16 protein-coding genes are annotated in these 25,174 nt (G+C 49.7%); all 16 read left to right on the forward strand.

The features are described 5' to 3' along the window. The first annotated feature begins 237 nt into the window (after positions 1 to 237). Positions 238 to 1,257: a glycosyltransferase gene (locus H5T67_02085; protein ID MBC7244109.1), complete on the forward strand. Its 1,020-nt coding sequence runs from the start codon at positions 238 to 240 to the stop codon at positions 1,255 to 1,257. 109 nt (positions 1,258 to 1,366) lie between these two features. Next, the gene (locus tag H5T67_02090) at positions 1,367 to 2,536 is read left to right on the forward strand and encodes a radical SAM protein (GenBank protein MBC7244110.1); all 1,170 of its coding nucleotides are present in this window, start codon (positions 1,367 to 1,369) and stop codon (positions 2,534 to 2,536) included. Positions 2,537 to 2,558: 22 nt separating this feature from the next. Continuing rightward, positions 2,559 to 3,245 carry a glycosyltransferase family 2 protein gene (locus tag H5T67_02095; protein MBC7244111.1) on the forward strand — a complete coding sequence of 229 codons (687 nt, stop codon included), beginning with the start codon at positions 2,559 to 2,561 and terminating at the stop codon, positions 3,243 to 3,245. Beyond that, on the forward strand, positions 3,230 to 4,282 hold the full coding sequence (locus H5T67_02100; GenBank protein MBC7244112.1) for an NAD-dependent epimerase/dehydratase family protein: 1,053 nt from the start codon (positions 3,230 to 3,232) through the stop codon (positions 4,280 to 4,282). The genes H5T67_02095 and H5T67_02100 overlap by 16 nt, the downstream gene beginning before the upstream one ends. A gap of 94 nt (positions 4,283 to 4,376) precedes the next feature. Continuing rightward, positions 4,377 to 5,228 carry a glycosyltransferase family 2 protein gene (locus tag H5T67_02105; protein ID MBC7244113.1) on the forward strand — a complete coding sequence of 284 codons (852 nt, stop codon included), beginning with the start codon at positions 4,377 to 4,379 and terminating at the stop codon, positions 5,226 to 5,228. Between the two features lie 112 nt (positions 5,229 to 5,340). Next, the gene (locus H5T67_02110) at positions 5,341 to 6,867 is read left to right on the forward strand and encodes a hypothetical protein (GenBank protein ID MBC7244114.1); all 1,527 of its coding nucleotides are present in this window, start codon (positions 5,341 to 5,343) and stop codon (positions 6,865 to 6,867) included. A 1-nt stretch (position 6,868) separates the two neighbouring features. Next, on the forward strand, positions 6,869 to 8,542 hold the full coding sequence (locus tag H5T67_02115; protein MBC7244115.1) for a hypothetical protein: 1,674 nt from the start codon (positions 6,869 to 6,871) through the stop codon (positions 8,540 to 8,542). A 22-nt stretch (positions 8,543 to 8,564) separates the two neighbouring features. Next, positions 8,565 to 10,142, forward strand: coding sequence for a glycosyltransferase family 39 protein (locus H5T67_02120; protein MBC7244116.1), 1,578 nt, complete (start codon positions 8,565 to 8,567; stop codon positions 10,140 to 10,142). Between the two features lie 106 nt (positions 10,143 to 10,248). Further along, the gene (locus tag H5T67_02125) at positions 10,249 to 11,901 is read left to right on the forward strand and encodes a glycosyltransferase family 39 protein (protein ID MBC7244117.1); all 1,653 of its coding nucleotides are present in this window, start codon (positions 10,249 to 10,251) and stop codon (positions 11,899 to 11,901) included. Between the two features lie 24 nt (positions 11,902 to 11,925). Next, a complete protein-coding gene (locus H5T67_02130; GenBank protein ID MBC7244118.1) occupies positions 11,926 to 13,218 on the forward strand; it encodes a radical SAM protein in 1,293 nt (430 codons plus the stop codon). Positions 13,219 to 13,226: 8 nt separating this feature from the next. Then, positions 13,227 to 14,975 carry a prolyl oligopeptidase family serine peptidase gene (locus H5T67_02135; GenBank protein ID MBC7244119.1) on the forward strand — a complete coding sequence of 583 codons (1,749 nt, stop codon included), beginning with the start codon at positions 13,227 to 13,229 and terminating at the stop codon, positions 14,973 to 14,975. After that, on the forward strand, positions 14,972 to 16,672 hold the full coding sequence (locus H5T67_02140) for a glycosyltransferase family 39 protein (protein ID MBC7244120.1): 1,701 nt from the start codon (positions 14,972 to 14,974) through the stop codon (positions 16,670 to 16,672). Before H5T67_02135 ends, H5T67_02140 begins: the two co-directional genes overlap by 4 nt. 19 nt (positions 16,673 to 16,691) lie before the next feature. Beyond that, on the forward strand, positions 16,692 to 17,651 hold the full coding sequence (locus H5T67_02145; GenBank protein ID MBC7244121.1) for an NAD-dependent epimerase/dehydratase family protein: 960 nt from the start codon (positions 16,692 to 16,694) through the stop codon (positions 17,649 to 17,651). Between the two features lie 364 nt (positions 17,652 to 18,015). After that, positions 18,016 to 18,381, forward strand: a complete 366-nt coding sequence (locus H5T67_02150) for an acyltransferase (GenBank protein MBC7244122.1) — start codon at positions 18,016 to 18,018, stop codon at positions 18,379 to 18,381. Positions 18,382 to 18,461: 80 nt separating this feature from the next. After that, positions 18,462 to 19,370 carry a class I SAM-dependent methyltransferase gene (locus tag H5T67_02155; GenBank protein ID MBC7244123.1) on the forward strand — a complete coding sequence of 303 codons (909 nt, stop codon included), beginning with the start codon at positions 18,462 to 18,464 and terminating at the stop codon, positions 19,368 to 19,370. A 111-nt stretch (positions 19,371 to 19,481) separates the two neighbouring features. Continuing rightward, positions 19,482 to 25,148: a DNRLRE domain-containing protein gene (locus tag H5T67_02160; protein MBC7244124.1), complete on the forward strand. Its 5,667-nt coding sequence runs from the start codon at positions 19,482 to 19,484 to the stop codon at positions 25,146 to 25,148. Positions 25,149 to 25,174 lie beyond the last annotated feature (26 nt).

Here is a 25,174-nt window from a genome sequence, read left to right on the forward strand (position 1 = left end):
TAGTGTATAATTTGAGCATAATCTATGATGTTAAGTTGGCAAGGCCGCTGTGCTTTTCTCTAGGGCGACGTTAATATTAAGGTTCAGATGATTGAGGAAGAGCTATCCAAACGCCAGGCACTGTCTTTGTTCTTTTGGGCGGACATCTTCAAAGGTTGAATTAGTGAATTACACTCTTTCACGAGCATTCATGCAGTTTTTCTAGTCTGGTGGCCTAGTGAGGGTGAAGTTTGGTCTATGATCTCAATCGTGATCCCTGTACACAATGCAGCACATACTCTGAGCGAGTGTCTACAAGCTATTCAAGGCTCTAGCTATACCGAGTATGAAGTACTCGTGGTTGATGATGCTTCAGCGGATGAGAGTGCTCAAGTGGCAGCGCAATATGGCTGCCGGCTCATTCGCTTGACAGAGAATGTGGGTGCAGCACAGGCTAAGAACATCGGCGCAAAGGAAGCCAAAGGTGATATTATTCTATTTACGGATGCTGACATCGTGCTGCAGCCAGATACACTGAGTATCGTGGCTGCCCACTTTCAAGACCCCAGCATTGCTGGAGTAGTCGGCCTGCTCGGGGAAAGGCTGCGGTACAGTAACTTTAGCAGCCATTTCAAGAACTTGTGGATGAATTATACGTACCGGCGTCTAGCGGCAAGCAAGGATGCCGAACGAGGTGTGGGCGTCTTCCTTACCAGCATCGCCGCTATCCGCAAAGAGATTTTCGAGCAGATGGGTGGCTTTGACCCAGGTTATCGCGGTGCAAGCGTTACCGAGGATATTGAGTTTGGGCAGCGGCTTCTATCCGCTGGGCACAAAATACGACTCGATAGCCGTCTAGCGGTTGAGCATCTAAAGCACTATTCATTTAGCGGGTTGCTGAGGACAGATTTTGAGCGTGCCTTTGGTTTGACCAAAACCTGGCTGCGCAAGAAATTGGAACCGAGCCTCAGAGCAACGGGGCAGAAGTACTATGCATCGGTGCCGTGGTTTTTCATAGCGGGGGTGCCAATGGCCTGGCTATTGTTGTTATTTATCTTTTTGGCTGTGGGGACACGGCATTTCATTTGGGGCTTGGCAGCATTATTGACTTACCTGGCCATCTTGCTTGTCAATGCGCCGTTCCTGAATGCATTGCGTCGCGCGCGGGGCTGGTTCTTTGGTTTACAATCTTGTTTGTTCTTACCCGTTGATTTGTGGGTATCTGGGTTAGGTGTTGTATGGGCAATCATAGATTACTTGAGAGGCAACCGCTATTAAAGATGGGTTAGGCGGGTTGTCTTGCTTCTAGTAACAGCACTAGAGTGCCAACTACGAACAAAGTGGCGTGCTTTGGTTGGCTTGTTGATAGGTCGCAAAGGGATTAGAAATGAACTATAGGCGTTATCTGAAGTATGGCAGTCGCATCTTGTACAAAAGAGGCGCCTCGCCAATATATTTTGTGTTCTTTGTCACCGACTTTTGCAACGCGCGTTGCAAACACTGCCTGCTTGCTGAACATAATCCTACAGCAAAGGAAAGAGAGCTGACTATTGATGAGATCGAGCGGGTGTCGGCCAGCATGGATGACATGCTTTTTTTCACTCCTACTGGGGGTGAGCCTTTTCTCCGTCGGGATTTGGCAGAGATTGTGCGCATCTTTCATCGCAATAACCATGCTGCCAACGTGGGCATCCCGACCAATGGCAGTCTCACCGCACGCATTGTCGAAACGACGAAAGACATGCTCGATACCTGTCCCGGCCTTGACCTGCACATTGACGTTTCCATAGACGATATCGGAGAGCGGCATGATGAGATCCGGCAATTCCCAGGGCTGTTTGATCGCGCTGTGCGCACTTACAAGGAGCTCCGACTGTTAGAAAAACATTATCCTAATTTCAGCACTTGTGTTGAGATCACGGTCTCGGCATACAATCAAGACCACTTGCTAGAATTGTATGACTATTTGACTCATCAAGTAGGGGTCAACACGGTCTTTACCTTGCTGACACGCGGCGCGCCCCGCGATCCAGGTGCTAAGAATTTTGACATTCGCAAGTATGAGGAATTGCATGCTGTGCTGGAGCGCGATAACAAGGCGCGCATATTATCCGGTTATTACAAGATGCCCTTCTCTGATTTCTTGAACGCCAAGCGTATTGTGCGGCCGCACATTATTGCGAAAACGGTGCGCGAACGCCGCTTCCAGATTCCGTGCTATGCTGGCTCTCTGGGTGGTGCGATGTTCAGCGAAGGGCAGGTTCTGCCCTGCGAGTTGCTCATTGATAAAGAAATCGGCAATGTGCGCGATTTTGATTATGATTTCAAAAAGATTTGGTATAGTCCCAAGGCAGATGAAGTGCGTCGATACATTCACGATACAAAGTGTTTCTGCACTTATGAATGTTTTCTGACGATCAATATCCTCTTCAATCCACTCGTCTTGCCGCGTGTGGTGAAAGAGTGGAGTGCACTCAAATGGAGCAAGTTAAGGTATCGGATAAAAGGCGGGAAAGAGCCGGCAAGCGTCCTAACTTTATCCACAGAAGACAGATAAATTGGTGCTAGAAAGGAATCAGGTGTATAAGGGTTATTCGATCTCTGTCGTGATACCGTGTTATAACGAAGAGGAGGGGATTCATGTTACGCTTGCTGATATGCCCGATGTAGTAGATGAGGTGATTGTTGTGGATAATAATTGCACGGACCGCACTGCCGAAGTCGCTGCGAGCATGGGCGCTAAGGTTATCTTTGAGCCTAAGCCGGGTTACGGAGCAGCCTGCAAAGCTGGATTTCGTGCCGCGACCGGCGACATCATCGTAGCCATGGACGGAGATGCAACTTATCCGCGCAACTTCATTCCCGTTCTGGTAGATGTGATGATTGAAGAGGGCATTGATTTCATCTCCTGTGATCGCACAGGGCACAAAGCCGAGGAAGCCAACTCATTTCTGCGTGTCCTAGGCAACTTTATCCTGAATCTGACTATGTTTGGGCTCTTCTTCATCTGGCTAAAGGACTCTCAGTCGGGCATGTGGGTTTTCAGGCGTTCGATTCTCCCACAGCTTGACCTGAGCAGTGATCACATGTCCTTTTCAGAGGAGTTGAAGATCGAGGCTTTCACACGCAAAGGCCTCAAGGCACGTGAATTGCCTATCTACTACAAAGCGCGTGTAGGCGAAAGCAAACTGCAGCTCTGGCGAGATGGGTTTGCTAATCTCTTCTTCTTGTTCAAGAAGAGGTTCAGGACATGGCGGAAGCATTAGAAGGTGTAGCAAACCCCAAAACAGTGCTATATGAGAGCGCATTTGCGGGCAAGAAGGTTCTGATTACAGGCGGACTTGGCTTTATCGGCAGCAACCTCGCCATACGACTGGTCGAATTAGGGGCTGAGGTACTCCTTGTAGATTCGTTGATACCGGACTATGGCGGCAATCTATTCAACATAGAGCCTGTGAAGGACAAAGTACGGGTCAATATCGCAGATGTGCGTGACGTGAATGGAATGAACTATCTGGTGCGCGGCCAGGATTACCTGTTCAATCTAGCGGGGCAGGTTAGCCATATTGACAGCATGCAGGACCCCTATACTGACCTGGAGATCAATTGTCGCGCGCAATTGTCCATATTAGAAGCCTGCCGCCACAACAATCCTGATGTTAAGATTGTCTACGCCAGCACACGGCAGGTCTACGGTGTTCCAGAATATCTGCCCGTTGATGAAAAGCATTTACTACGCCCCACAGATGTAAATGGCATTAACAAGATGGCTGGTGAATGGTATCATATCCTATACAATAACGTGTACGGTATCCGAGCTGTATCGCTACGTCTAACCAACACCTATGGTCCGCGCTTATTGATGAAACACAATCGGCAAGGCTTTGTGGCTTGGTTTATCCGCCAGGCGATTGACAATGAGGAGATACAGATTTTTGGCGATGGATTGCAGGTCCGTGATTTGAACTATGTGGATGATGTGGTAGAAGCGATGCTGTTAGCGGCTATTTACGATGGGGCGAATGGACGTGTTTTCAATCTTGGAAACACTCCGCCGGTGAGCCTTTTGGAATTTGTGCGAGTGTTGTTAGAAGTGTGCCAGGAGTTTGGCGCGGGCAAGGGCGGCTATCGCCTGGTGCCGTTTCCACCGGACAAAAAGCGTATTGACATCGGCGATTATTATGCCGACTATAGCAAGATCCAGAAGACATTGGGTTGGACCCCCCGAGTCCCTCTCAAAGAGGGGCTGCGACGTACAGTAGCCTATTACATAGAGTATCGGGAGCATTATTGGAAAAAGTAACCAAGTTGGCTTTTGTGATGTTAGGGGTCGTTAGTTCGAGAAAGCGTGCATCAGATATTGTCTGTCATAATTATCCTGTTAGATGGTGAAGGGGATGAGTATGCGTCAGAAAGTTATTGTAGTCATGCCTGCTTACAATGCAGCCAAAACTTTAGAGCGTACTTACAATGACCTGCCGAAAGAAGTGGTGGATAAAGTCATCCTTGTGGATGATGTAAGTCAGGATGAGACAGTGGAAATTGCCCGTCAGCTAGGGTTGGAGGTAGTGGTTCATATCCAGAACAGGGGCTATGGTGGCAATCAGAAGACTTGCTATCTTAAGGCGCTTGAAGAGGGAGCGGATATTGTGGTCATGCTGCACCCTGATTATCAGTACGATTCTACACTTGTGCCCGAGCTGATCCGTCCTATTTTGGAGGGCAAGGCTGATATGATGCTGGGCTCTCGTTTTCTTAGTGGGGGCACTCTGGCTGGGGGCATGCCCTTGTACAAATATATCTCCAATCGCTTTTTGACCATGATTGAGAATTTGGTGCTGGGACAACATTTGTCCGAGTGCCATACCGGTTTTCGCGCTTATAGCAGGCGGTTCCTGGAGACCATTCCCTTTTTGTTGAATTCGGATAATTTTGTCTTCGATACGGAAGTAATTGCCCAGGCGGTGGCCTTTGGTTTTCGCATTGGAGAGATTGCAGTTCCAACGCGTTACTTCAAAGAAGCCTCTTCGGTAAACTTCAAGAACAGTGTCATTTACGGCTTAAGCACTCTGGCAGTGATGATACGGTACTTGCTGGCAAAGTGGAACATCGTGCGCTATCCTCAGTTCAAGAAGACATTGCCAGAGATCATCAGTCGCTATCACCTGCCTCAAATCCTACGGCGTCAGCCCACTGTAGATACAATGGAAACAGTGAGTAAACCAGCTCAAGGAGGCAACAAGTCCTGATCTCATGCTCTATCGTGCAAAGCACCTCGGCTCAGATTGGTTACAAAATATCACGTTTCCAGCATTGGCGTTGCTTGTTGCTGCGCTATTGCTTTTTTGCCGGCTGGATGATATGTATTTGTGGCAAGATGAAGCTGAGACGGCTCTTGTTTCACGCCATCTATTGACTTATGGAGTGCCTCTGGCGACAGATGGTAAGGATTGGGTACAGCAGGCGGATGATCCCTTCGTAGAGTTCAGGCAGAACTATGTCTGGATTTTTCACTCCTGGTTGCAATATGCGTTGACTGCTCTAGCTTTCATCACCCTTGGGCCTACTACTTTGGCAGCAAGATTGCCATTTGTTCTTATTGGCTTGGTCATTTATGGCTTCTTCTATGGCTTTGTATCGCGGTGGTTGAAAGATGAGCGCATAGTGCGTGTAGCTACTGTACTTCTGCTCTTTTGCGTGCCTTTTATCCTACATATGCGGCAGTGTCGCTACTATGCACTCGTCGCCTTAATGACTCTGGTGATCTTGGATGCTTACCTGCGCTTCCGTGCAGAGGAGCCATGGGCTGTCCCCTACTTTGTTTTATCAGCGGTGCTGTTATACCATAGTCACTATGGTGCTTTCTTCCCCACGGTGGCAGCATTGTCTATGCACCTTTTTCTTTCCAGAACAAAGCGTGAGGTATTGTATCGCTTCCTTTTGGCGCTAAGTCTCATTGTATTGCTCGTGCTGCCTTGGGCCTATTTTATGCGCGTGTGGAATCGCGGCCAGTTATTTCTATGGGATCGCTTCCTGGCACATCTTGGACAATATTCTCTGTTCATTACAGTATGGATTTTCCCTTTGATTCTGGTACCAATCTTGTTAGTTGCCTGGATGCGTCGGGCCAGGGGTACCGGATTTGCATTGAATCCAACTCAGGCTGCCTTTTGCGAACTTGCTGGCTTCGTGATCCTGGTCAATATCCTGTTTCTTTCTGCTTTTGCCGCTTATGATTGGGTTTATTTCCGTTACGTTCTGCACCTAGTCCCATTGTTGCTAATGCTCATGGCGATTCTCGTCGTGTTGGTTATGGAGCGTTGGTTTGCTTTGGGAGCGGCTATGCTGGTCATGCTCCTGCTCAGCAATGCTTTGCATATCTTGCCCTATAGACTTCCTGGCATCAAGCATATTAACTGGCAGAATCTGTGGCCTGATTCTGGGGCATTCAGAGCTTTGCAAGGGCTTTGGGTCGTTGCCAACCGCTTTCGCTCTGACGTACTGATGTATGCTCAGCAGTTGACTCATACCTATGAAGGGCCGATTGAGGGCTTGGTGCATTATCTCTCTGTACATGCCCTACCAGGGGAGACAGCTGTTGTCAATGATGAAGAATTGCCTTTGATGTTCTACACTGATCTGCGCGTGCTTGGTGGCCTTGGGCATCATGCTCTGTTTGCCGAGATGCAGCCAGATTGGGTGATCGACCGCAAATATGGTCACTACCGCGAATTATTGGCCGAGATCATCTCCTCTGGCTCCTATGAACGCATAGAGATACCCTATCCCGATATTCGATGGGAAAGCCGACCGCAGCCAGGCGCTCATCATTATCTCACTGCGCGAGGCGAGGATAACGTGGTGTTGTACAGACGCCGGAGGGACTAACGTGGCCACAACACCCCAGCCGGTAATAGTGTTGCAGCGCGGGATAGAAGCCAGATTCCTCTGGCTTCTTCTCATCATTGGTATGCTACTGCTCTTCGCAGATCTGGGAGATATCTATCTTTGGCAAGACGAGGCGGAGACAGCGGTGATTGCGCGTCATTTGTTGGCTTATGGTTTGCCACTTTCCACCAATGGAGTAACCTGGGTTCAACAACAAGGACAGCCGTTTATTGAATTCACGCGTGACTATGTGTGGATTTATCACCCCTGGTTGCAGTTTGCACTGACTGCTGCTGCTTTTGCGGCACTTGGCTCCACTACAGTTGCGGCACGAGCGCCCTTCGCTCTGGCAGGATTAGCCACATTTTGTTTCTTTTATTATTTTGTCTTACGTTGGCTGAAAGATGAGCGCATTGCGCGAGCGGCGGCTGTGCTTCTCTTATTTTGCGTACCCTTTATCCTTTTGGCTCGCCAGTGTCGGTACTATGTGCTCTCTGCGTTGTTCACCTTGCTTACGGTGGATTCTTATCTGTGGTTGCGCTTGGAAAGGCCCTGGACTGTGCCGTACTTCGTACTCTCTTCAGTATTGCTCTACCATAGTGACTATCTTGCTTTTCCCCCTACATTAGCTGCCTTATTACTGCATCTGTTCTTTTTTGCTAGAACACGCATAGTCTGGCATCGTTTCTTGATTGCTTTTTTGCTTATCGCTGTCCTTGTTGTGCCTTGGGCTTATTTCATGCGTTTGGGTAGTCGAGCGGGGTTCTCGTCAGTCCAAAGTCAATTGACGTTAGTAAGTCCATCACGATGGAATCGTTTCCTAGCACACCTGGGGCAATATTTTCTGCAAATTACTCTTTGGTTTTTCCCTTTGATATTTATCCCTGTGCTGATTGTTGCCTTGCTAAAGCGGTCAAAGGCAGATGGATTGGCATTGAATTCAACGCAGGCCACATTTTGCCAGCTAGTTGGTTTGGTGGTCGTAGTGAATATCTTAACATTGTCTACGCTGGGTTGGGTATTCTTCCGTTACCTTACGCATTTGATCCCGTTGCTGTTAGCCATGCTAGCGGTTGTCATCGCCAGGTTCTTAGAGCGCTGGCCTGTGTTCGCTTATACTTTGCTAGCGTTGCTTATCACAAGCAATGTTTTACATATTCTACCCTATAGGCTGCTCAGTGCCGCTCCTTTGGAGCAGAGCCATTGGTGGCAAGAAGCCGTCACATCGCCCACGATGAATTGGGTAGACTTGATACGGAGCATTCGTTTTCGTTCTGATTTATGGATGTATGCCCAAGAGTTGACTCATTCCTATGCAGGGCCTATCGAAGGGCTGGTGGGATATCTCTCCCAACATGCAAAGCCAGGACAGACGGTTTTGGTCAACTATGAGGATCTGCCGCTCCAGTTCTACACAAACCTGCGCGTACTGGGTGGGTTTGCTGCCCGTGGTGTGCTCTCCGATCAGCAACCGGATTGGGTGATTGACCGCAAGCATGGACATTACCGTGATATCCTCGCGGCAATTCTAGCTGCAGCTTCGTATGAGCGTATCGAGATACCCTATCCAGACATTCGTAACGAGAATCGCGAAGAAGCATATAAGCATTATTACCTTCTTACGGCACAGGGCGACGAGGATCATGTCGTACTGTACCGACGTAGGGGAGATTAGCTTGAAGAGGCTTTGGGCTTGGATGGAGAAAAAGTTTTTCTGGCTGCTCTTTGTCGCCGGGGCTATCTTGCTGTTAACGAACCTTGGGAATATCTATCTCTGGCAAGACGAGGCCGAGGCTGCATTGCTCTCCCAAAGGCTGGGGATGTATGGCTTGCCCTTGGCCTTCGATGGCCGCAATTTGATCCGTCAGGCCCCTGCGGATGTGCAGTATACAGAGGATTATGTCTGGATATATCATCCCTGGTTGCCTTTTTACTTCACAGCGCTATCTCTTGCCCTCTTGGGTCCGACGACATTCGCCGCACGTTTGCCTTATGCAATTGCCGGATTGGCTGCAATTCTCCTCCTATATCACAGTGTAAGCCAGCATTTTCGCGACCGACGTGTGGCTATTCTTGGCGCGAGTTTGTTATTGTTCTGTGTGCCGTTTCTGCTCCATGCTCGACAGTGCAAGTATTTTCCCTTTGCTGCTTTGTTCACTGTGGCTACGTTGGATGCTTATCTGCGCCTTCTTCAGGATGAGGCACCTGATTTTGCTCTACCGTATTTCATATTGTCTGGCTTCTGTCTGTTTCAAAGCAATTTTGGTGCCTTTTTACCTTTGGTTGCTGCAACGGGGTTGCATTTTCTCCTCACCCACTCCAAATGGGTTCGTGTGAAGCGCATGGCATTGGCTGTCAGTCTCCTTTTTCTTTTCACCGTGCCTTGGGGACTGTATCTACAAGCATGGGCGCGAGGTCGGTTTGTTTTTGATGTATACCGTTTCGTTGGTCACATGGTGCATTACATCGTCTATATCACCGGTTGGGTTTTGCCTTGGCCTTTGGCGCTCTTGTTTGCGTATTGGTACTTGAAGAAAGATTTGAAACTGAGGGAAAGCGAAGTTTCAGCCCTGAATTTGTATATTGGGGTGATTCTGATCACGCTTCTGTTTCTCTCCGCGACTTTTGTCTGGATATATTTCAGTTATATTGTGCAATTGGTACCACTCTTAGCAGTGGTTCTGGCGTTGACTGTGCTAAAGATCCTAGACCGTTTTCGTGCGCTGGGCTATGGGTTAATAGTCTTATTAGTAATGACCAATGTGCTGCATGGTTTTCCCTACTTTCTGCCTTTGACCAGAGAATTCAAATGGGCTTCTCTTGCTCCGCGCCGGTATCTAGCGGAGACAGATGCGTTAATCGAGCAAGCTGGCCGCTTGCACTTTGACCTAGCGAACTATTTCTATGAGCTCACCCATGATTACGATGGGCCAGATGAGGGTATTGTGCTATTCTTGCGTGAGCATGCAAAGCCGGGAGATATGGTCTTGACCAGCTATGGCGAGTTGCCGATTGTTTTCTATACCGGGCTGGACATCGCTGGTGGCTTATCCGCATATCGCATAGAGCAGGTGAAACAGCCGGAGTGGGTAATTGACCGCCGGGAAGGCTTCTACCGAGAGGTAATTACCCAGATTATCGCGAGTGGAAACTATCAGGCAATTGAGATACCTTATCCGGACATCCTGTGGGGCAACCGGCCGGTGCCAGAGTACCACAAGTTCGCCACTGTGCGCGATGTTCCAAACGTGGTAATTTATCAGCGCCTGGATTAGAGGCACAAAGGGTGGGAGAGCAAGTAGGTTGCTGGATAAGATGATAGAGAAGCGCCTGGTTGGCGCATGATTCTACATAAGGATATTCGCATCGCAGGAGTTTGCAGTGAAAGACGAATCTAGAAAATACACGAAGGGATTGCCGACCAGCAGAGAGTTCTGGATGTTGGCAACCATAGTCATTGCTTCTCTGGTGCTCAGAGTGATTCTGATACGCGTGGATCGCATCGTGCGCTGGGATGAGCCGGACTATCTCATTCTTGGCCGGAACTTGTTCACAGGGCGGGGCTATACTGTGAGCGGACGGCCTGAATTGCACTATGCGCCGTTGTTTCCTGTGATTACAGGGTTATTGTACCCATTGACGCATGACATGAAACTGAACAGCGACATCTGCTTCGTTGTCTTTGGCACACTGACGCTCTTGCCTTTCTACTGGCTAGCCAAACAGCTGTTTGGCTTGCGTGTTGCCTTGATGAGTGTGGTCTTCTTGTGCTTTTTCCCTGCACTGACAGCGGCGGTGCTCTTTTGGGGTACCATGCTGGAACCGCTCTATCTTTTCCTGCTTTATGCTGCGCTTTGTGCTGTCTGGCTCGCCTGGGAGAAACAGAAACTGGGCGCCTATCTGGCTGCAGGCGCATTGTTTGGGCTAGCCTATTTGACCAAGCCTGAGGCAGTGGTCTATATGGCGTTGATGTTTGTCTTGCTCTCTTTGGCCAACTTATGGCGGCGTACGCTGTTCACCTGGGGTACTGTCCTTGCCCTGTTGGCTGGTATGTTGGCTTTTGCCCTGGTGATTTCGCCTTATATTGCTTTTCTCTATCGTCACACTGGGCATCTCATGGTCAGTGGCAAATTGGGAGTTACCTATGTAGCGGGCCAGGGTGCGGTGGATCACGACCCCAGTCTCTATGACCGAGCACTATCTCAATTAGATGAAGCTGGCGAAGAGATTATCTGGTTCTCAGCAGACCGCTTCAAGTACGACATTTTAGATTACATCAAAGCCGATCCGCGAGGCTTCGTGCGCAGGGTGTGGCGGAATGTGAATACATTAGAAGGGATTTTGTTTGCCAGGCAGGTTTTCCCCTTCTATCTGCTAATCTTCCTCAGCCTAGGGTGGTTTGGCCAAACTTGGAGCAAGGAGCGGGCAGTGAAGGAATTGTTCCTCGTTGCCGTTGTATTGCCTGTATTTATCTTTCTACCCTTTCACATTGAATTACGCTATTTTGCACCAATGTTGCCGATTTTATTGTTGTGGGTAGCAAAAGGAATTGACGCGCTGGCGGATTGGTTACAGCGTACTTGGGTGGGTTTACGATCTGACAGTTTATCCCTTAACCTGGTCGCGAGTTTTTCTGTACTAGTATGTGTTCTGGTTGTGCTCTATTTTCTTATTCTGCAGCCTCTCGTTGTGCGTGATGGATTGGCTGGGATGAATCCCAGCCGGCGTGAGGCTGGACTTTGGCTGAGAGCTAATTCTCCTCCTGATGCGCTCATCATGTCTCGTGATACCGAGGTACCTTTCTATGCAGAGCGACGTTGGGCTGCTACGCCGCACGAGGATTACTCGCGATTCATTGCTTATGTACGCAAACGAGGTGCAAAGTACCTGATTGTGGACGAGCGAGAGGTTACAGTCATCCGGCCCCAACTTCAGCTATTATTGAACGAGGATGCGCCGCCCTCCGGGTTACGGCATGTGTACACGGCTCATGATCCCAGGGGCAAAACAATTATCTACGAGGTACTATATTGAACGCAAACCACAAGGAGAACTGCGTTGTATAAAGTAAATCTGATTAATCCACCAAGTGCTCCTGGTACAGTAGCCAATCGCGAGGGTGCTGCGGGTATGGGAGTCGTATATCCCTACCCCGATGCCTTCTTCTATCCTCCACAAACATTGGCAACAGTAGCCGCGAGCCTGCGCGATGCTGGCTATACGGTACAGGCTTTTGATGCCGTGGTGGAGGAATTGGCTGCGCATGCAATGCAGGCGGATGTAATTGGCATTTTTGTCGCTTATGCTAGCTTAGATAATGACCTCGCTTTTATTCGTGCATTGCGCAAACAGACTGCGGCTATACTGATCGCTTTTGGTCCTGCGGTGCGCTTTGTTGCCGAGGAGATGCTGAGCCTAGTACCTGTAGATATCGTCCTCGTGGGTGAGGCGGAAGGATTTTTCGTGGCAGCGTTGCAGCATCTAAGGACCCACGTAGAATCACACATTCCCCGAATGTTGACAGCAGAAAGCGTTGGGGCCTCTTGCTGCGATGCCTTGGGCTTTGTGCAAAATCTGGATGCACTACCTTTTCCAGCCTGGGATCTATTGCCCTATGAAAAGTACAGATTCCTGACCGTATTGAGCAGCCGTGGCTGCCCGGACCGTTGTGCCTATTGCCCTTATGCAGCAGCCCAGGGACACCGTTTTCGCCCCCGTTCGGTAGAGAATGTCCTGACAGAACTAGACTGGCTGAGCAGGCGTTTTCATCCTGTTAGGCTGATCTTTCGCGACCCAGTGTTTGCTCATGACCGCGAGAGAGTAGTAGCCATCTGTGAAGGAATGCTGAGGCTTGATCTACGTCTGAACTGGGAATGTGAATCCAGGCCGGAGCACTTTGATGCAGATTTGCTTCGTCTCATGCAGCGTGCTGGCTGTCAATGGGTGAAGATCGGACTAGAGACGACGAATGCGCTGTTGTTGCAACAGTTGCGTAGAGTGAGCTCGGCAGAAGAAGCCACGGCGTATCTCAGCCATATTGCGGAAGTGGTAAGGGTATGCAGAGAGATTGAATTGCCATGCCGATTGTTTGTCATGGCTGGCCTGCCCGGCCAGGACATATCGATGGCGCAGCATACGCGCCATTTTATCGAGCAACTCAGACCTGCTGCATTGAACGTGAAAGTTTTCGAGAGATACCCAGGCATCGACCTGGAAGGTGAGCCAGATAAAAATGATGAAGCACAGTTGGCAATTTTGCGTCAGGCACAAGCAGCGCTTGTGCGTGACCAGCCAGGTCTCACTTTGTTGGTACGTGGCAAGCGTTGGCTGAGACGCACCCTACGCAGGTGATGAAGCCGATGGCGTCGAGTCCTGAACCAGCTATGAATGACAGGCCAGTTGTCCTATTGCAAGGACTCCGTTTCCTCCCTATTCTCCTGCTATTGGCGCTATTTGCTTGGTTTACACTAAGCAAATGCTCGATTGAAGAGGCTGCAAACGATCAATTGGCCAACGATTTGCTCAGCGATGTAGAAGAGCCAGGCTGGACGGTGGTTGCCTCTACTGTGGGCAAGGAGTGCGCGATCGTTACAGCTGACCGCAGAAAAGTTCAGTCAGCAGAAGGGAAGGTTCTGCTTTTCTACGAGGGTACACCGGAAGTTGCTCATCTAGTGCTAACCTCCTGCGGAGTCAAGTCAGGCAAAGCACACACGATTTACCTGAATGGAGAACCGGTAGCTCAGGCTCAAGATGACGCATTTCATACCTGCATGTGCAACGGAAATGGTCGGCTTGTAACCTACACATTGCCCGATCCCTCCATCGTTGTCAATGGCTGGAATCACATTAGTGTCACCAATGACGCAGATATCACAGATAGTTGGATGGCTCACAATCTGCAGTTGATAATCAAGGGTAATCTATCCCAGGCAATTATTGCGGAATTTGCTTTTACCAGCAGTTATGATGGCAGTACGCGCTATACCGTGTACCAGATACCGATTGGCCACACTCCAGGTACGCGTGTGCCATTGTTGGTATCCATTGGTGGGACTCTTGAGGACAAATGGGATGCCCTTTCCCGCTTTGCACATCGAGCTAACGTTAGAGGTTGGCTATTGATGGCACCCGATATCCGGCAAGTTAATAAGGAATCGCTTGGTCGGACCGCCTCTCTTGCTACTCAGCATGACATCATGGATGCCATCTATTACATGATCCGTCATTATGAGGTGGATGTCAACCGCATCTACATGAGTGGTTTTTCTACAGGTGGTGGTGTAGCGGCAACGGTGGCAGCGAAATATCCTGATGTCTTTGCAGCGGTTGTAGCTTGGAAAGGACCGACTAACCTGTTACAGTGGATCGAACAGCGCCCCCAGTTATATTTTGGCTTGGTGACCTATGACTTTGGATGCCCGCCGCAAGGAAACACGTCGGCCTGTCCGTTCGAATGGAGGCGTCGAGCTGCATGGGAGTTGGTGATGAACCTGAAGCATGTGCCGATGGCTATTGTTCATGGCCGTGCCGATGACCGGGTGCCATTTGCTCAGTCTAGGGAGTTCTATGACCGAATGGCTGCATTCTATGATCCGATTGCGCACAACAAATTGGCTGTTTGGCATGATGGCGGTCATGTTGATTCATTGCCCAATTTTGACGGATTAGATTTTTTGGCCCAGTTCACCGTGAATACCAATCCCAGAGATGTCATGATCAGAACCGATGAGAGCAAAAGCTACTATTGGGTGCATGTCGAGCAGAGGGATTGGAATGGCAAGCACATTGAGGGCTTTAGTAACGTAGTGGCCGACTACGACTTAGCCACACGGGTGATCTCGGCCACAGTGTGGGATGAGCGCGTTTTTGAGGATGGCACCTTACCGATTGATGTCACTTTTGATCTAGTCGCGATGGGATTTGACCCCTCTACTGCATATACCATTGAAGATCACCACATTGCCTCGGGCAAAGTGTGGTGTAAGCAAGACATCTTGCCCGTGGAAGGACGTTTGACCATCTCTTTGCCTCGCGAGCATTTGGGCGAAGAACGCCATCAGTATCGAATCTATCCCTCTTCTCGAGTCGGAGACCAGACTTGCCAATGAACCCAACCACGGACTGCCTTGATCGGGTCAAGAACTGGATAGTCTTTGCTCTTTTGGGAACTTTGGTTGCTTTGTGCTTGCTTGGCATTCAAGTCAATTCACCTACCTTGGATGAGCCAGCACATATCGCTCGTGGTTATCGCTATCTCATAACTGGCAAGCTCGATCTCGATGAATCTCCCCCGCTTGTAGATATGCTCTCTGCTTTGCCAGTGCTCTTTCATAAAGGCATTATAATACCTCCCCCTCATCCTGTGCACAGGTTCTCCCTCACTGAGTTCGCCGACATGTTTGTCTGGGTTTACAATGATGCTGAGGCGGTGATCAATAGCGGACGTCTGGCGATTATCTTTTTGTCTGTTCTACTTGGCTATGCTGTTTTTCTTTGGGCGAGAGAGCTGTGGGGCGTATCCGCGGGGCTGCTGGCATTGTTTTTTTATGTTTTGGATCCCAATATCCTGGCGCATTCTCAGTTGGCCACGAATGATCTAGGGGCAGCTTGTTTCATTTTCATTGCTACGTATTTCTTATGGCGCTTTCTTCGCCGGCACCGAAGCGTAGATCTAGCAGCAGCAGGGTTATTGCTAGGGTTAGCACAGGCGGCAAAGTTCTCGGCATTGCTTCTTTTACCGGTTTTCTGTGTTATGCTGCTGATCGAGGCTTGTCGTAATAGGATCTCGCACGGTTGGAGGACTCGGCAAGGGCATAGTGCCCACCGAGGTTTGGGCCGAGCAACCCGCTCCTTTTGTGTTACTTTACTCATTTTAAGCAGTTTGGCCTTTTTCTCACTATGGGCAAGCTACCGTTTTGAAACGGTGCCGCTGCAATCCTTCAAATCGGTATGGAATTTGGCGCAACAGGCGCTCAATTCTTCGGGCGGACAAGGAAGTATCAAGGACTGGGTGATGCCTTTTGCTACGTATGCCCGAGGCTTACGCTCGATACTGCGTCGTCTGGAACGTGCTGCGCCAGTCTTCCTAATGGGCAGGCATTTCAGCAAAGGCCCATGGTACCACATACTTGTTGCCTTTGCCATCAAGACACCAATTCCTACGTTAATTCTTTTGGCTGCAGCCACGTATTTGACTCTGCGTGGCAAGCATAGTGCGCATGAAGAGTTCATCTTGTATTTGCCTATCACAGTTTTCTTCCTGGCAGGAGTTATTTTCAGCTCATTGAACCTTAACTATCGACACATCCTACCGATTTTGCCTTTTGCCTTCGTTATTGTGAGCAAAATCGTAACATGGAACTTGGGGCATCTAGGACAGCTCATTCTGGCTGTGCTTTGTCTATGGTATGCTATTGGTACTGCTTCTATCTATCCCCATTGTTTAGCCTATTTCAACGAGTTTGTGGGCGGCTCTGGGAATGGGTATAAATATCTTGTGGGTGCTGATTTGGATTGGGGGCAAGATTTGAAAAACTTGAAAACATATATGGCCCAAAATGACCTAGATATAGTGCATCTGGCCTATTTTGGCAGTGCACATCCCGATTATTACGGCATTCAAGCGCAGCCATTGCCTACAAATAAGCCAGAGGACTTGGAAATAGAAACTACTCCAGTCTATGCTATTAGCGCCACGTATCTACAAGGGAGCTATCTGGAAGATGTGGATCAATTTAGTTGGTTGCGACGGTATACGCCTGTGGCCAAGATAGGCTATTCGATATTCTTATACCGGCTACCATGAGCCTGAGCGGGGAATTAGTATGAAGGCATTTGTGACTGGAGCGACTGGTTTCGTGGGTTCTGCCGTAGTGCGTAGTTTGCTGCGCAGGGGCGTTGAAGTCAGAGTGCTGGCTCGGCGAAGCAGTGACCTACGCAATATTGCTGGCCTTGATTTGGAAATTTCTTATGGCGATCTATTACATGAAGAGGCCCTGGCACGGGCTTTACAAGGTTGCAATGTCGTTTACCATATCGCCGCCTATTACAGTACGGATGAAGCCGATAGCCAGATGATGTACGAGGTGAACGTGCGCGGGACGAAGGCGGTAATGCGTGCTGCACTGAAGGCAGGGGTACAGCGCGTCGTGCATACCAGTACTATCGGGACAATTGGGCAACCCGAGGATGGTACTCTAGCGACTGAAGAGACGCCCTTCAATCTATGGGATAGCGCTAGTCACTATGTCAAATCTAAATACCTCGCCGAGGTTGCAGCGCTTGCAATGTGCAAACAAGGCTTGCCTGTGGTTGTGGTAAACCCTTGTGCACCGGTAGGCCCACGGGATATCAAGCCAAGCAGCACAGGTCAACGTGTCCTGGATTATCTCAATGGCAAGCCTCCTTCCTTTGTGCCAGGAGGGATAAATTTTATCTCAGTTCACGATGTTGCAGAGGGTGAAGTGTTGGCAGCAGAAAGGGGTCGTGTGGGTGAGAGGTATATCCTTGGTCATAAGGACGGTAACCTGCAATTGTCAGAATTTTTGGCTTTAATGGAACAGGTATCAGGAGTCAAACGCCCTCGCATAACCAAACACCCGCTCTCCATTTTGTCTGCCATGCGAGGCAGGTCATCTGATAAAGCACCCAGTTTCAGGCCAAGATCACTGACTTGTGACCCATCGAAGGCTATTCGTGAATTGGGATTGCCCCAGACACCGCTGCCGGTGGCATTTGCAGAGGCTATTGCCTGGTTTAGAGACAATGGGTATGTCCGGACATGAGTTGATATTTCAGAGTTTGCCTCAGGGGAGTGAGATCATGCAGAGGATTAGTAAGTGGGCTGGATATATGCGAAAAAAGGTCTTGGCTATTCTGATGGGAGTATCGGCAGTACCCGTTTTGGGATGGTTGACCGTGCGGCTTGCCGAAGCCTTAGTTGGGCCTTACAAAGATCGACGTATACTGGCACAAGTGACCTCCAGACCTTATATTTCGCCTCATGCCCAGATAAAATGCCCTCATTTACGAGTTGGGCGTAATTGTTTCATAGACGAGAGAGTAACCATTTACTCTCACCATAATGGGGGTGAGGTTCGCCTGGGCGATCGAGTGCATATATACCGAGACACGATCATCGAAATCGGAATGGGAGGAAGCGTGATGATCGGAGATAATACGCATATTCAGGCATCATGCAATATCAAAGGCTTTCTGAAGAGCGTCATTATTGGTCACAATGTACAGATCGCCCCTCATTGTGCTTTCAGCCCCTATGAGCATAACTTTGAAGACCGGTATAGGCCTATCAATGCACAGGGTATCCGCAGTGCAGGCGATATTGTGTTGGAAGACGATGTGTGGCTTGGGTTGGGAGTCAAGGTGCTGGAGGGCGTGCGCATTGGCAAAGGGGCTGTGATTGGAGCTGGTGCGGTGGTCACCAAAGACATCCCTGAATATGCTATCGCGGTAGGTGTGCCAGCGCGTGTCATCCGCTGGCGTGGCGAGGCGTGAAAGATTTGTAATATCTGCCCTTTGAACTTTTCATAAGTTTTTCATTTTGGGTTGTTAGAATGGGCGGGAAAGAGGATGACATGCTGGAAAGCGTTCGTTGCAATCTTTGCGGTGCTGACGATACTGAGCCTGTAGCGGAGATCGATGATTTTCACATTGTCCGCTGCCGGCAGTGTGGTTTGGTCTATGTCAATCCACGCTACCAGGAAGGCTTCCTTCAGGAACTCTATACCGCAGAGTATTATGTTCACGATGGCATCAAAAATGGCCTGGCTTTCTTTGGTTATGATGACTATATTGCCGATGAGGAGAACATCAGGATTACCTTCGCCAAACGCTTGAAAACCATTGAACGATTTGCGAACAAAGGCAAACTGTTGGATATCGGCTGTGCGACTGGGTTTTTCTTGGATCTTGCGCGAACCAGGGGCTGGGAAGTAGTCGGCAGCGAGGTATCCACATTCGCTGCACAGTATGCGCGCGACAGGTTTGGATTAGATGTGCACGAAGGCTCACTTAGAGAGTTACATTTTGCTGCAGAAACGTTTGATGTGGTAACCATGTGGGATGTTATCGAGCACGTAGCAGACCCAATGGGTGATTTACGGGAGGTTTGGCGTATTCTGCGTAAGGGTGGGTTGCTTTCCTTGATCACACCAGATTGCAGCAGTCCGATAGCACGCTTATTGGGCAAGCGTTGGGAGGAGGTACGCCGGGTGCGCGAACACATCTACTTCTTTTCTCGGCGCACGATGACCGAGATGTTGCGTAGAGCCGGTTTTGAGGTGCTGAAGATAGAAAGTGCTGACAAGGTCTTCTATTTGGGTCCAGCAATGCAGCGGCTAAAGTACTATACCTGGGATGGAATTTTGACGAATACAGCAACTCGCCTCGTGTACAAGCTGGGTCTGGACAAGATCCGCATCAACATCAACCCTTTCACGAAAATTGCAGTATATGCCCGTAAGCAGTGCGATTCCTCTCTGTGAAGGAACAATCCACCCTTGACTAATCATTGCCCACACAGTAGAGTGGAACGTATGTCATACGTCTATTTATTTAGAGTGTTGCAAGCATAGCTATCTATTAGGAGAAGCATCATGACCAGAATCTCTGTTATTTTCGTCATTGCTTTGGCTTTGGCCATTGGCCTGTGGCTGACTGTATCTTGGAATATCGGGAGCCAGATAGCAACGGTGGCTGTCTTGCCAGCCCACGCCCAGCAAGGAGTGTATAGCGTTACTTTTCAGACCAATGTTTCGCCTGCTGGATACCGCGGTGCTGCTGACGCCTTTCTCAACTACTTTTCTGCGACCGAAAATCAAGGAGCCAGTGGCGACTTGTGGGTCAGAAGCGATGGTTGGCAGCGTGCTCTGATGAAATTTGACTTGACGCAGCATATTCCCGAGGGTGTACGAGTGCTCTCGGCGACGTTGACTATCCGTGTGAGCAACCGGACAGCTTCTTATCCTATACGCTTGCAATGCTACCATGTGTTGCAACCTTGGATGGAGTCTCAAGTGACCTGGAACAACGCCTCGCAAGGAGTAAGTTGGTGGGGTGGGGGCGGATGCGAGGGAAGTTCACGCTCTGAAGGGCCATTTTATCAGACCGAGGTGAACAACCCTGCTGGAGATATTGTTGTGCTGGATCTGACGAGCGCAGTACAAGCATGGGTGGATAACCCGGCAGCGAATTATGGATTCCTGCTGCAGGGGGCTACTGTTGTAGCGAACGTGACCTATAAATTTGCTAGTTCTGACAACCTCACTCCTCATTATCGCCCCCAATTGGTAGTGACATACGAGGGTGCGCCGCCACTGGCCACTCCTACACCAACGCGAACTCCCACCAAAACACCTACGCCTTTTCCACCAACAGTCCTTACCTCAACGCTAGCCGATTGGCAGTTTGATCAGTGTCTAAAGGCTAATTCGGAGCAACCCGTGTCGAACGCGGAGATGATGCTGCTAATCTGGCAGGGTACCCCCTGGACAGCGGAATTGCGATTGACCATCTGCAACAGCGACAGTCCACACCCTATCTATCTCAATGGCAAGCTTGTTGGCACAGCCCCGATCACTTCGACTGAAAACTGTGAATGCAATGAAGAGCAACGTCGTGGGTATCAGGCTCGGTTTGAGATAGACCCAAGTTGGATCAATTCTGGGCCAAGCTATATGAACTTTATCACGGTTACCAATGAGGCGAATCCCTGGGACAGTTTCAAGGCTTATGGGGCGCATATCATCCTCAGCGGTGACATCACTGGCGCGACGCGGTCTTATTTCGATTTTGCTTATGACTATGATGGGTCACTGATAAGGGGAGCAATACAAATCCCTATTGGTTACAATCCCAGTGTGGCTACGCCATTGCTTATCTCAGTGCCTGGTACAGGGGAGGATAAAGATCATGGTCTAATCCGGTACGCTGCGCGGGCCAATGAGATGGGTTGGTTGTTAGCTTCGCTGGACATGCGCAAGGGTTGGAACAGCACTTCGGCTACACCAGCCAGAACGCCTTCTCTGGCCGTTCAGCAAGACATTATCAGACTATTGCAGTATGTACAGACTCATTACAACGTGGACCGAACGCGGGTCTATATCGCGGGCTTTTCAACTGGTGGAGGTATTGCAGCCACTGTAGCAGCGAAGTACCCGGATGTCTTTGCAGGAGTAATTGATTACGCGGGTGTGACGAGCTATGCAGAGTGGTATCAGGAGCGTGGGGATCTCGCTGTGGTATTAGAACGCGAACTCAATGGGACTCCCTATGGGAATTTTGAGTACGCACGTCGTTCCAGTCGTTTGTTGGCGCGCAATCTGCAATATGTGGCGATGCGCATCGTGCACGGTACAGCAGATGACCGGGTACGCTCTACCCATTCATCTAAACTCTACAACGAAGTTATGCCACTGTTCTATGATCCGGCGCTTACATTTAAGGAGTTTCATCAGCATTCGGGAGGGCATACGCCTGATCTTGCTGGTGTGAGTGAAACGGACTTGCACTTCCTGGCCCAGCATACGCTAGTGGAGAATCCGCGTGAGCTAAAGCTCATTACAGATGAAGGCAAGAATTACTACTGGCTTCGAGTGGATAAACTAGGCGTCTCATCCACTGCTTGGCGCGGTTGGGTGGAAATGGATGCCAGATATGACCCCAATACCAGCACTATTTGGGTGAGTGTAAAGGAGGGCGATTTTTCTGAAGGCAAGCCGCTTACCGTCACACTCGATTTGTCGAAGATGGGTCTGAACACAACCTCTGTATACGATATCGAGGAATATGATGAGCAAACAGGGGAATTTTCTTTTCGTACAGCGGTTATGCCTGTTGCGGGCAAGTTGATTTTGACAGTGCCGCGGAACGCACTGGGATATGTGATTCGTCAGTACGTAATCTACCCAGCTGGGAGCAGGCAATTGCGGCTTCTGCGCTTGCAGCAGGGGGTAGATGGTTATACAGGGACACAGGACACTTACATTACCTCGTGGCCAAGCGAGGGACCAGAGGAGCCTCACGGCTCTTCACCCACATTGCTTCTCGCTTATGATGCACGCCGCAAAGCGCTGCTCAAATTTGATTTGAGCTCTGTGCCTGCTGGTATGGAGATCAAAGCTGCCAAGTTGACGGTGCATCTGGTAGAGAACAGAGGAACAGGCATCAATGTTGGTGCATATGAAGCCCTACGACCGTGGGCGGATGACAGGGCAAGTTGGCAGTGGTCAAATCCAACTCAGCAATGGACTGTTGCAGGCGGGGATGGTGCTGGCGATCGCGCTTCCTCAGCTACGTATACTGTGCAAAACGTGCGGCTGACGGGAGCGTATACTTTTCATCTCAAGTCCCTAGTGGAACACTGGCTGGCTGAACCTAACAGCAATCATGGTTTGTTTTTGATTGGGAGCGGGTCTTATACAACAGACAGTTATCCTTTGGCATCGGCAGAATATGCTGACGTCAGCAAACGACCTCTGCTGGAAATCTGGTACATGGAGCCACTGCCTACGCCAACTAGTACACCGATTCCTACAGCGACCTCTACTCCTACGACAACGCCCACACCCGGAGCGTCAACGTCCACACCCACTAGAACGGCAACACCAACGTCCACTGTTACTCCAACACAGACACCGACTCAGCTTTTTGTTCCCACAGTATTGACCTCGACTGCGTCCGGTTGTATGGAGATCGTGCCTGACCTGGTTGGGCGCACCGTGCAGAAGGCCGAATCGCGGATGTTGCTCCTCTGGGAGGGGGCTATCTCAACTGCTCGTCTGGTTCTCCCGTCGTGCGGGGTCAGGCCAGGAGTGCATCACACAGTCTATCTCAACGGTCAACCAGCAGTCAAAGTTGCTGATGATGTGTACAGTACGTGCATTTGTTATAGTAGTGGACAGGCCGTGACCTACACTTTAAGCAATCCGAATATAGTGCTGAGCGGGTGGAACTATATTAGCATCACCAATGATGCAGATGTGACCGATGCTTGGATGGCCTATAGCGCAAGGCTGATCATCGAGGGCAATTTGACAGGAGTAGTCATTCGCGATCTCGTGTTCACTAGTACATATGATGGGAGTACGCGCCGCGCCCTTTATCAGGTGCCTATCATGCACAACCCTGGTCGTCCCATGCCGCTATTGGTGTCTGTGGGCGGTATTGGTGAAGGCAGATGGGAAGCTCTCTACCGCTATGCCGAGCGTGCCAATGCTCGGGAGTGGCTGCTACTTGCTCCCGACATTCGTTCTGCTACGGGCAATGAGGGAGGACGCACCGCTTCGCTACCGGTACAACATGATATCATAGATGCCATTGACTATCTGCTAACAGATTCTAGTTTGAATATAGACCCTACTCGGATCTATTTAAGCGGTTTCTCCGTGGGTGGAGGCATAGTAGCCACAGTAGCAGCCAAATACCCGCACAGAATTGCCGCAGTGGTTGATTGGGCTGGCCCAACTGATCTTAAAGAATGGGCAGAGCAAAGGCCGTCAGTGCAGCCTTCGCTTATCGCAGATATTGGATGCCCATTTTCAGGCCCTGGTATGTGTCCAATGGAGTGGATGCGGCGCTCTGCCAGAGCGATGGCTCAGAATTTGAAACACGTGGCTTTGGCTGTTGTTCATGGTCGAAATGATACGAGGGTCCCCTTTGCACAATCGTGGGATTTTTATCAGCATATGCGAAGCTTTTTCGTGCCAGAGGAGTATCATAAACAGTTCATTTGGCATGATGATGACCACGTAGATTGGTTGCCGGATTTCGATGACCTGGGTTTTATGGCTAACTTTACTTTGAATGCCAATCCTACGGATATTATGATTAGGGCGGACGAGAGCAAGGACTATTATTGGGTGCGTATGCAGCAAAAGGATTGGAATGGCAACTGGGCAGAAGGCTTTAGCAATGTTGTAGCTAGCTACGATGCAGCTACACGCGTGATTTCGGCTACTATCTGGGATGGGCGTGCTTTCCAAGATGGTAATTTGCCTTTGGATGTTGCCTTTAACCTGATGGCCATTGGCTTCGATCCCTATGCTACCTATACAGTTGAGGATTATAATGTAGCCACGGGGGATTTCGAGGCGCGAAACGTGTCGCCGGTGGATGGTTATCTGCTTGTCTCATTGCCGAGGGATCGCTTGGGTAAGGTGCATCACCAATACTTGATCTACCCCTTCACCTCGCTTGAGTTTTACCACACGATTTTGCAGCAGGGAACTGCTTATATGGGCACAACAGATACTTACATCTATCAGTATCAACCCACTGCTAACTATGCGGCCAGTCCAGAGCTAAAGGTCAACAACGGTGGAAGCTTATTGGGATTATTGAAGTTTAATCTGAGTGGCATTCCGCAGGGTGCCATTATCAAGCAGGCGCTTTTGACTCTGTATCTTGGCAATACCCTTTCCAACAGTCTTGAGGTTAGCCTTTACCCCTTGCTTGTGCCTTGGGTAGATACAGAAGCTACCTGGAATCAGGCTGCGCAGGGTGTACCTTGGGCTGTTCCTGGAGCAGGCGCTGCAGATATAGACTACAATCCCACGCCAGCGGCTGTAGCCGCGGGTGTGCGAGCGAGTGGTCCTTATGTGTTTAATGTGAAAACAACAGTCCAAAACTGGCTAACAGGGACCCTACCCAACGAGGGCCTATTGATTTCTGGCCCGCGTGGCGGTGGCTCTGGATCGGAACACTATCGATTTGCTTCATCCGAGGCGTCAGATGCAAGCCGCAGGCCTGAGTTGCGGATTATTTACGCATTGCCTACACCTATGCCGACTAGTACGGCTACGCCGACACCAACTCCAACTCCTACTGCTACATTGACCTGTATCCTTCAGGGAAAAGTCTCTTTGCAACGTCCGACTAAACCTGCACCTGATCCAAGCTGGATTACTCAACTGAGTGTGATGGTCGGTAGCAATCGTTATCAGGTTCTCACAGATCAGTGGGGGAATTTCACCCTCTCTAATTTGGTGCCAGGAATTTACGATATCCGAGTGAAAGGCAGTCATACCCTATCTAACGTTGTAAGGGGGGTGATCTTAAATACTGGCCTGAATGTAGTTGATTTCGGCACTCTCAGGGAAGGCGATGCTAATGACGACGATTGTGTCAATATGCACGATTTTATTATCCTAAGGGTTACATTTAACAGCAGCTCCGATCTTCGTGCTGATTTCAACCAAGATGGCATGGTCAATATGCTTGATTTTGTGCTGTTGAGAGGAAACTTTGGATTATGTGGCCAGTAATGCCTCATTGACCTTGCTCATCGAGC

Source organism: Chloroflexota bacterium, assembly GCA_014360905.1.
In the GTDB taxonomy this organism is placed as follows: domain Bacteria; phylum Chloroflexota; class Anaerolineae; order UBA2200; family UBA2200; genus JACIWX01.

Bases quoted from the DNA above. Each gene is read 5' to 3' on its own strand.
- H5T67_02085 (MBC7244109.1), top strand. From the start codon at position 238: ATGATCTCAATCGTGATCCCTGTACACAATGCAGCACATACTCTGAGC.
- H5T67_02090 (MBC7244110.1), top strand. From the start codon at position 1,367: ATGAACTATAGGCGTTATCTGAAGTATGGCAGTCGCATCTTGTACAAA.
- H5T67_02100 (MBC7244112.1), top strand. From the start codon at position 3,230: ATGGCGGAAGCATTAGAAGGTGTAGCAAACCCCAAAACAGTGCTATAT.
- H5T67_02105 (MBC7244113.1), top strand. From the start codon at position 4,377: ATGAGTATGCGTCAGAAAGTTATTGTAGTCATGCCTGCTTACAATGCA.
- H5T67_02110 (MBC7244114.1), top strand. From the start codon at position 5,341: ATGTATTTGTGGCAAGATGAAGCTGAGACGGCTCTTGTTTCACGCCAT.
- H5T67_02120 (MBC7244116.1), top strand. From the start codon at position 8,565: ATGGAGAAAAAGTTTTTCTGGCTGCTCTTTGTCGCCGGGGCTATCTTG.
- H5T67_02135 (MBC7244119.1), top strand. From the start codon at position 13,227: ATGGCGTCGAGTCCTGAACCAGCTATGAATGACAGGCCAGTTGTCCTA.
- H5T67_02140 (MBC7244120.1), top strand. From the start codon at position 14,972: ATGAACCCAACCACGGACTGCCTTGATCGGGTCAAGAACTGGATAGTC.
- H5T67_02145 (MBC7244121.1), top strand. From the start codon at position 16,692: ATGAAGGCATTTGTGACTGGAGCGACTGGTTTCGTGGGTTCTGCCGTA.
- H5T67_02150 (MBC7244122.1), top strand. From the start codon at position 18,016: ATGGGAGGAAGCGTGATGATCGGAGATAATACGCATATTCAGGCATCA.
- H5T67_02155 (MBC7244123.1), top strand. From the start codon at position 18,462: ATGCTGGAAAGCGTTCGTTGCAATCTTTGCGGTGCTGACGATACTGAG.
- H5T67_02160 (MBC7244124.1), top strand. From the start codon at position 19,482: ATGACCAGAATCTCTGTTATTTTCGTCATTGCTTTGGCTTTGGCCATT.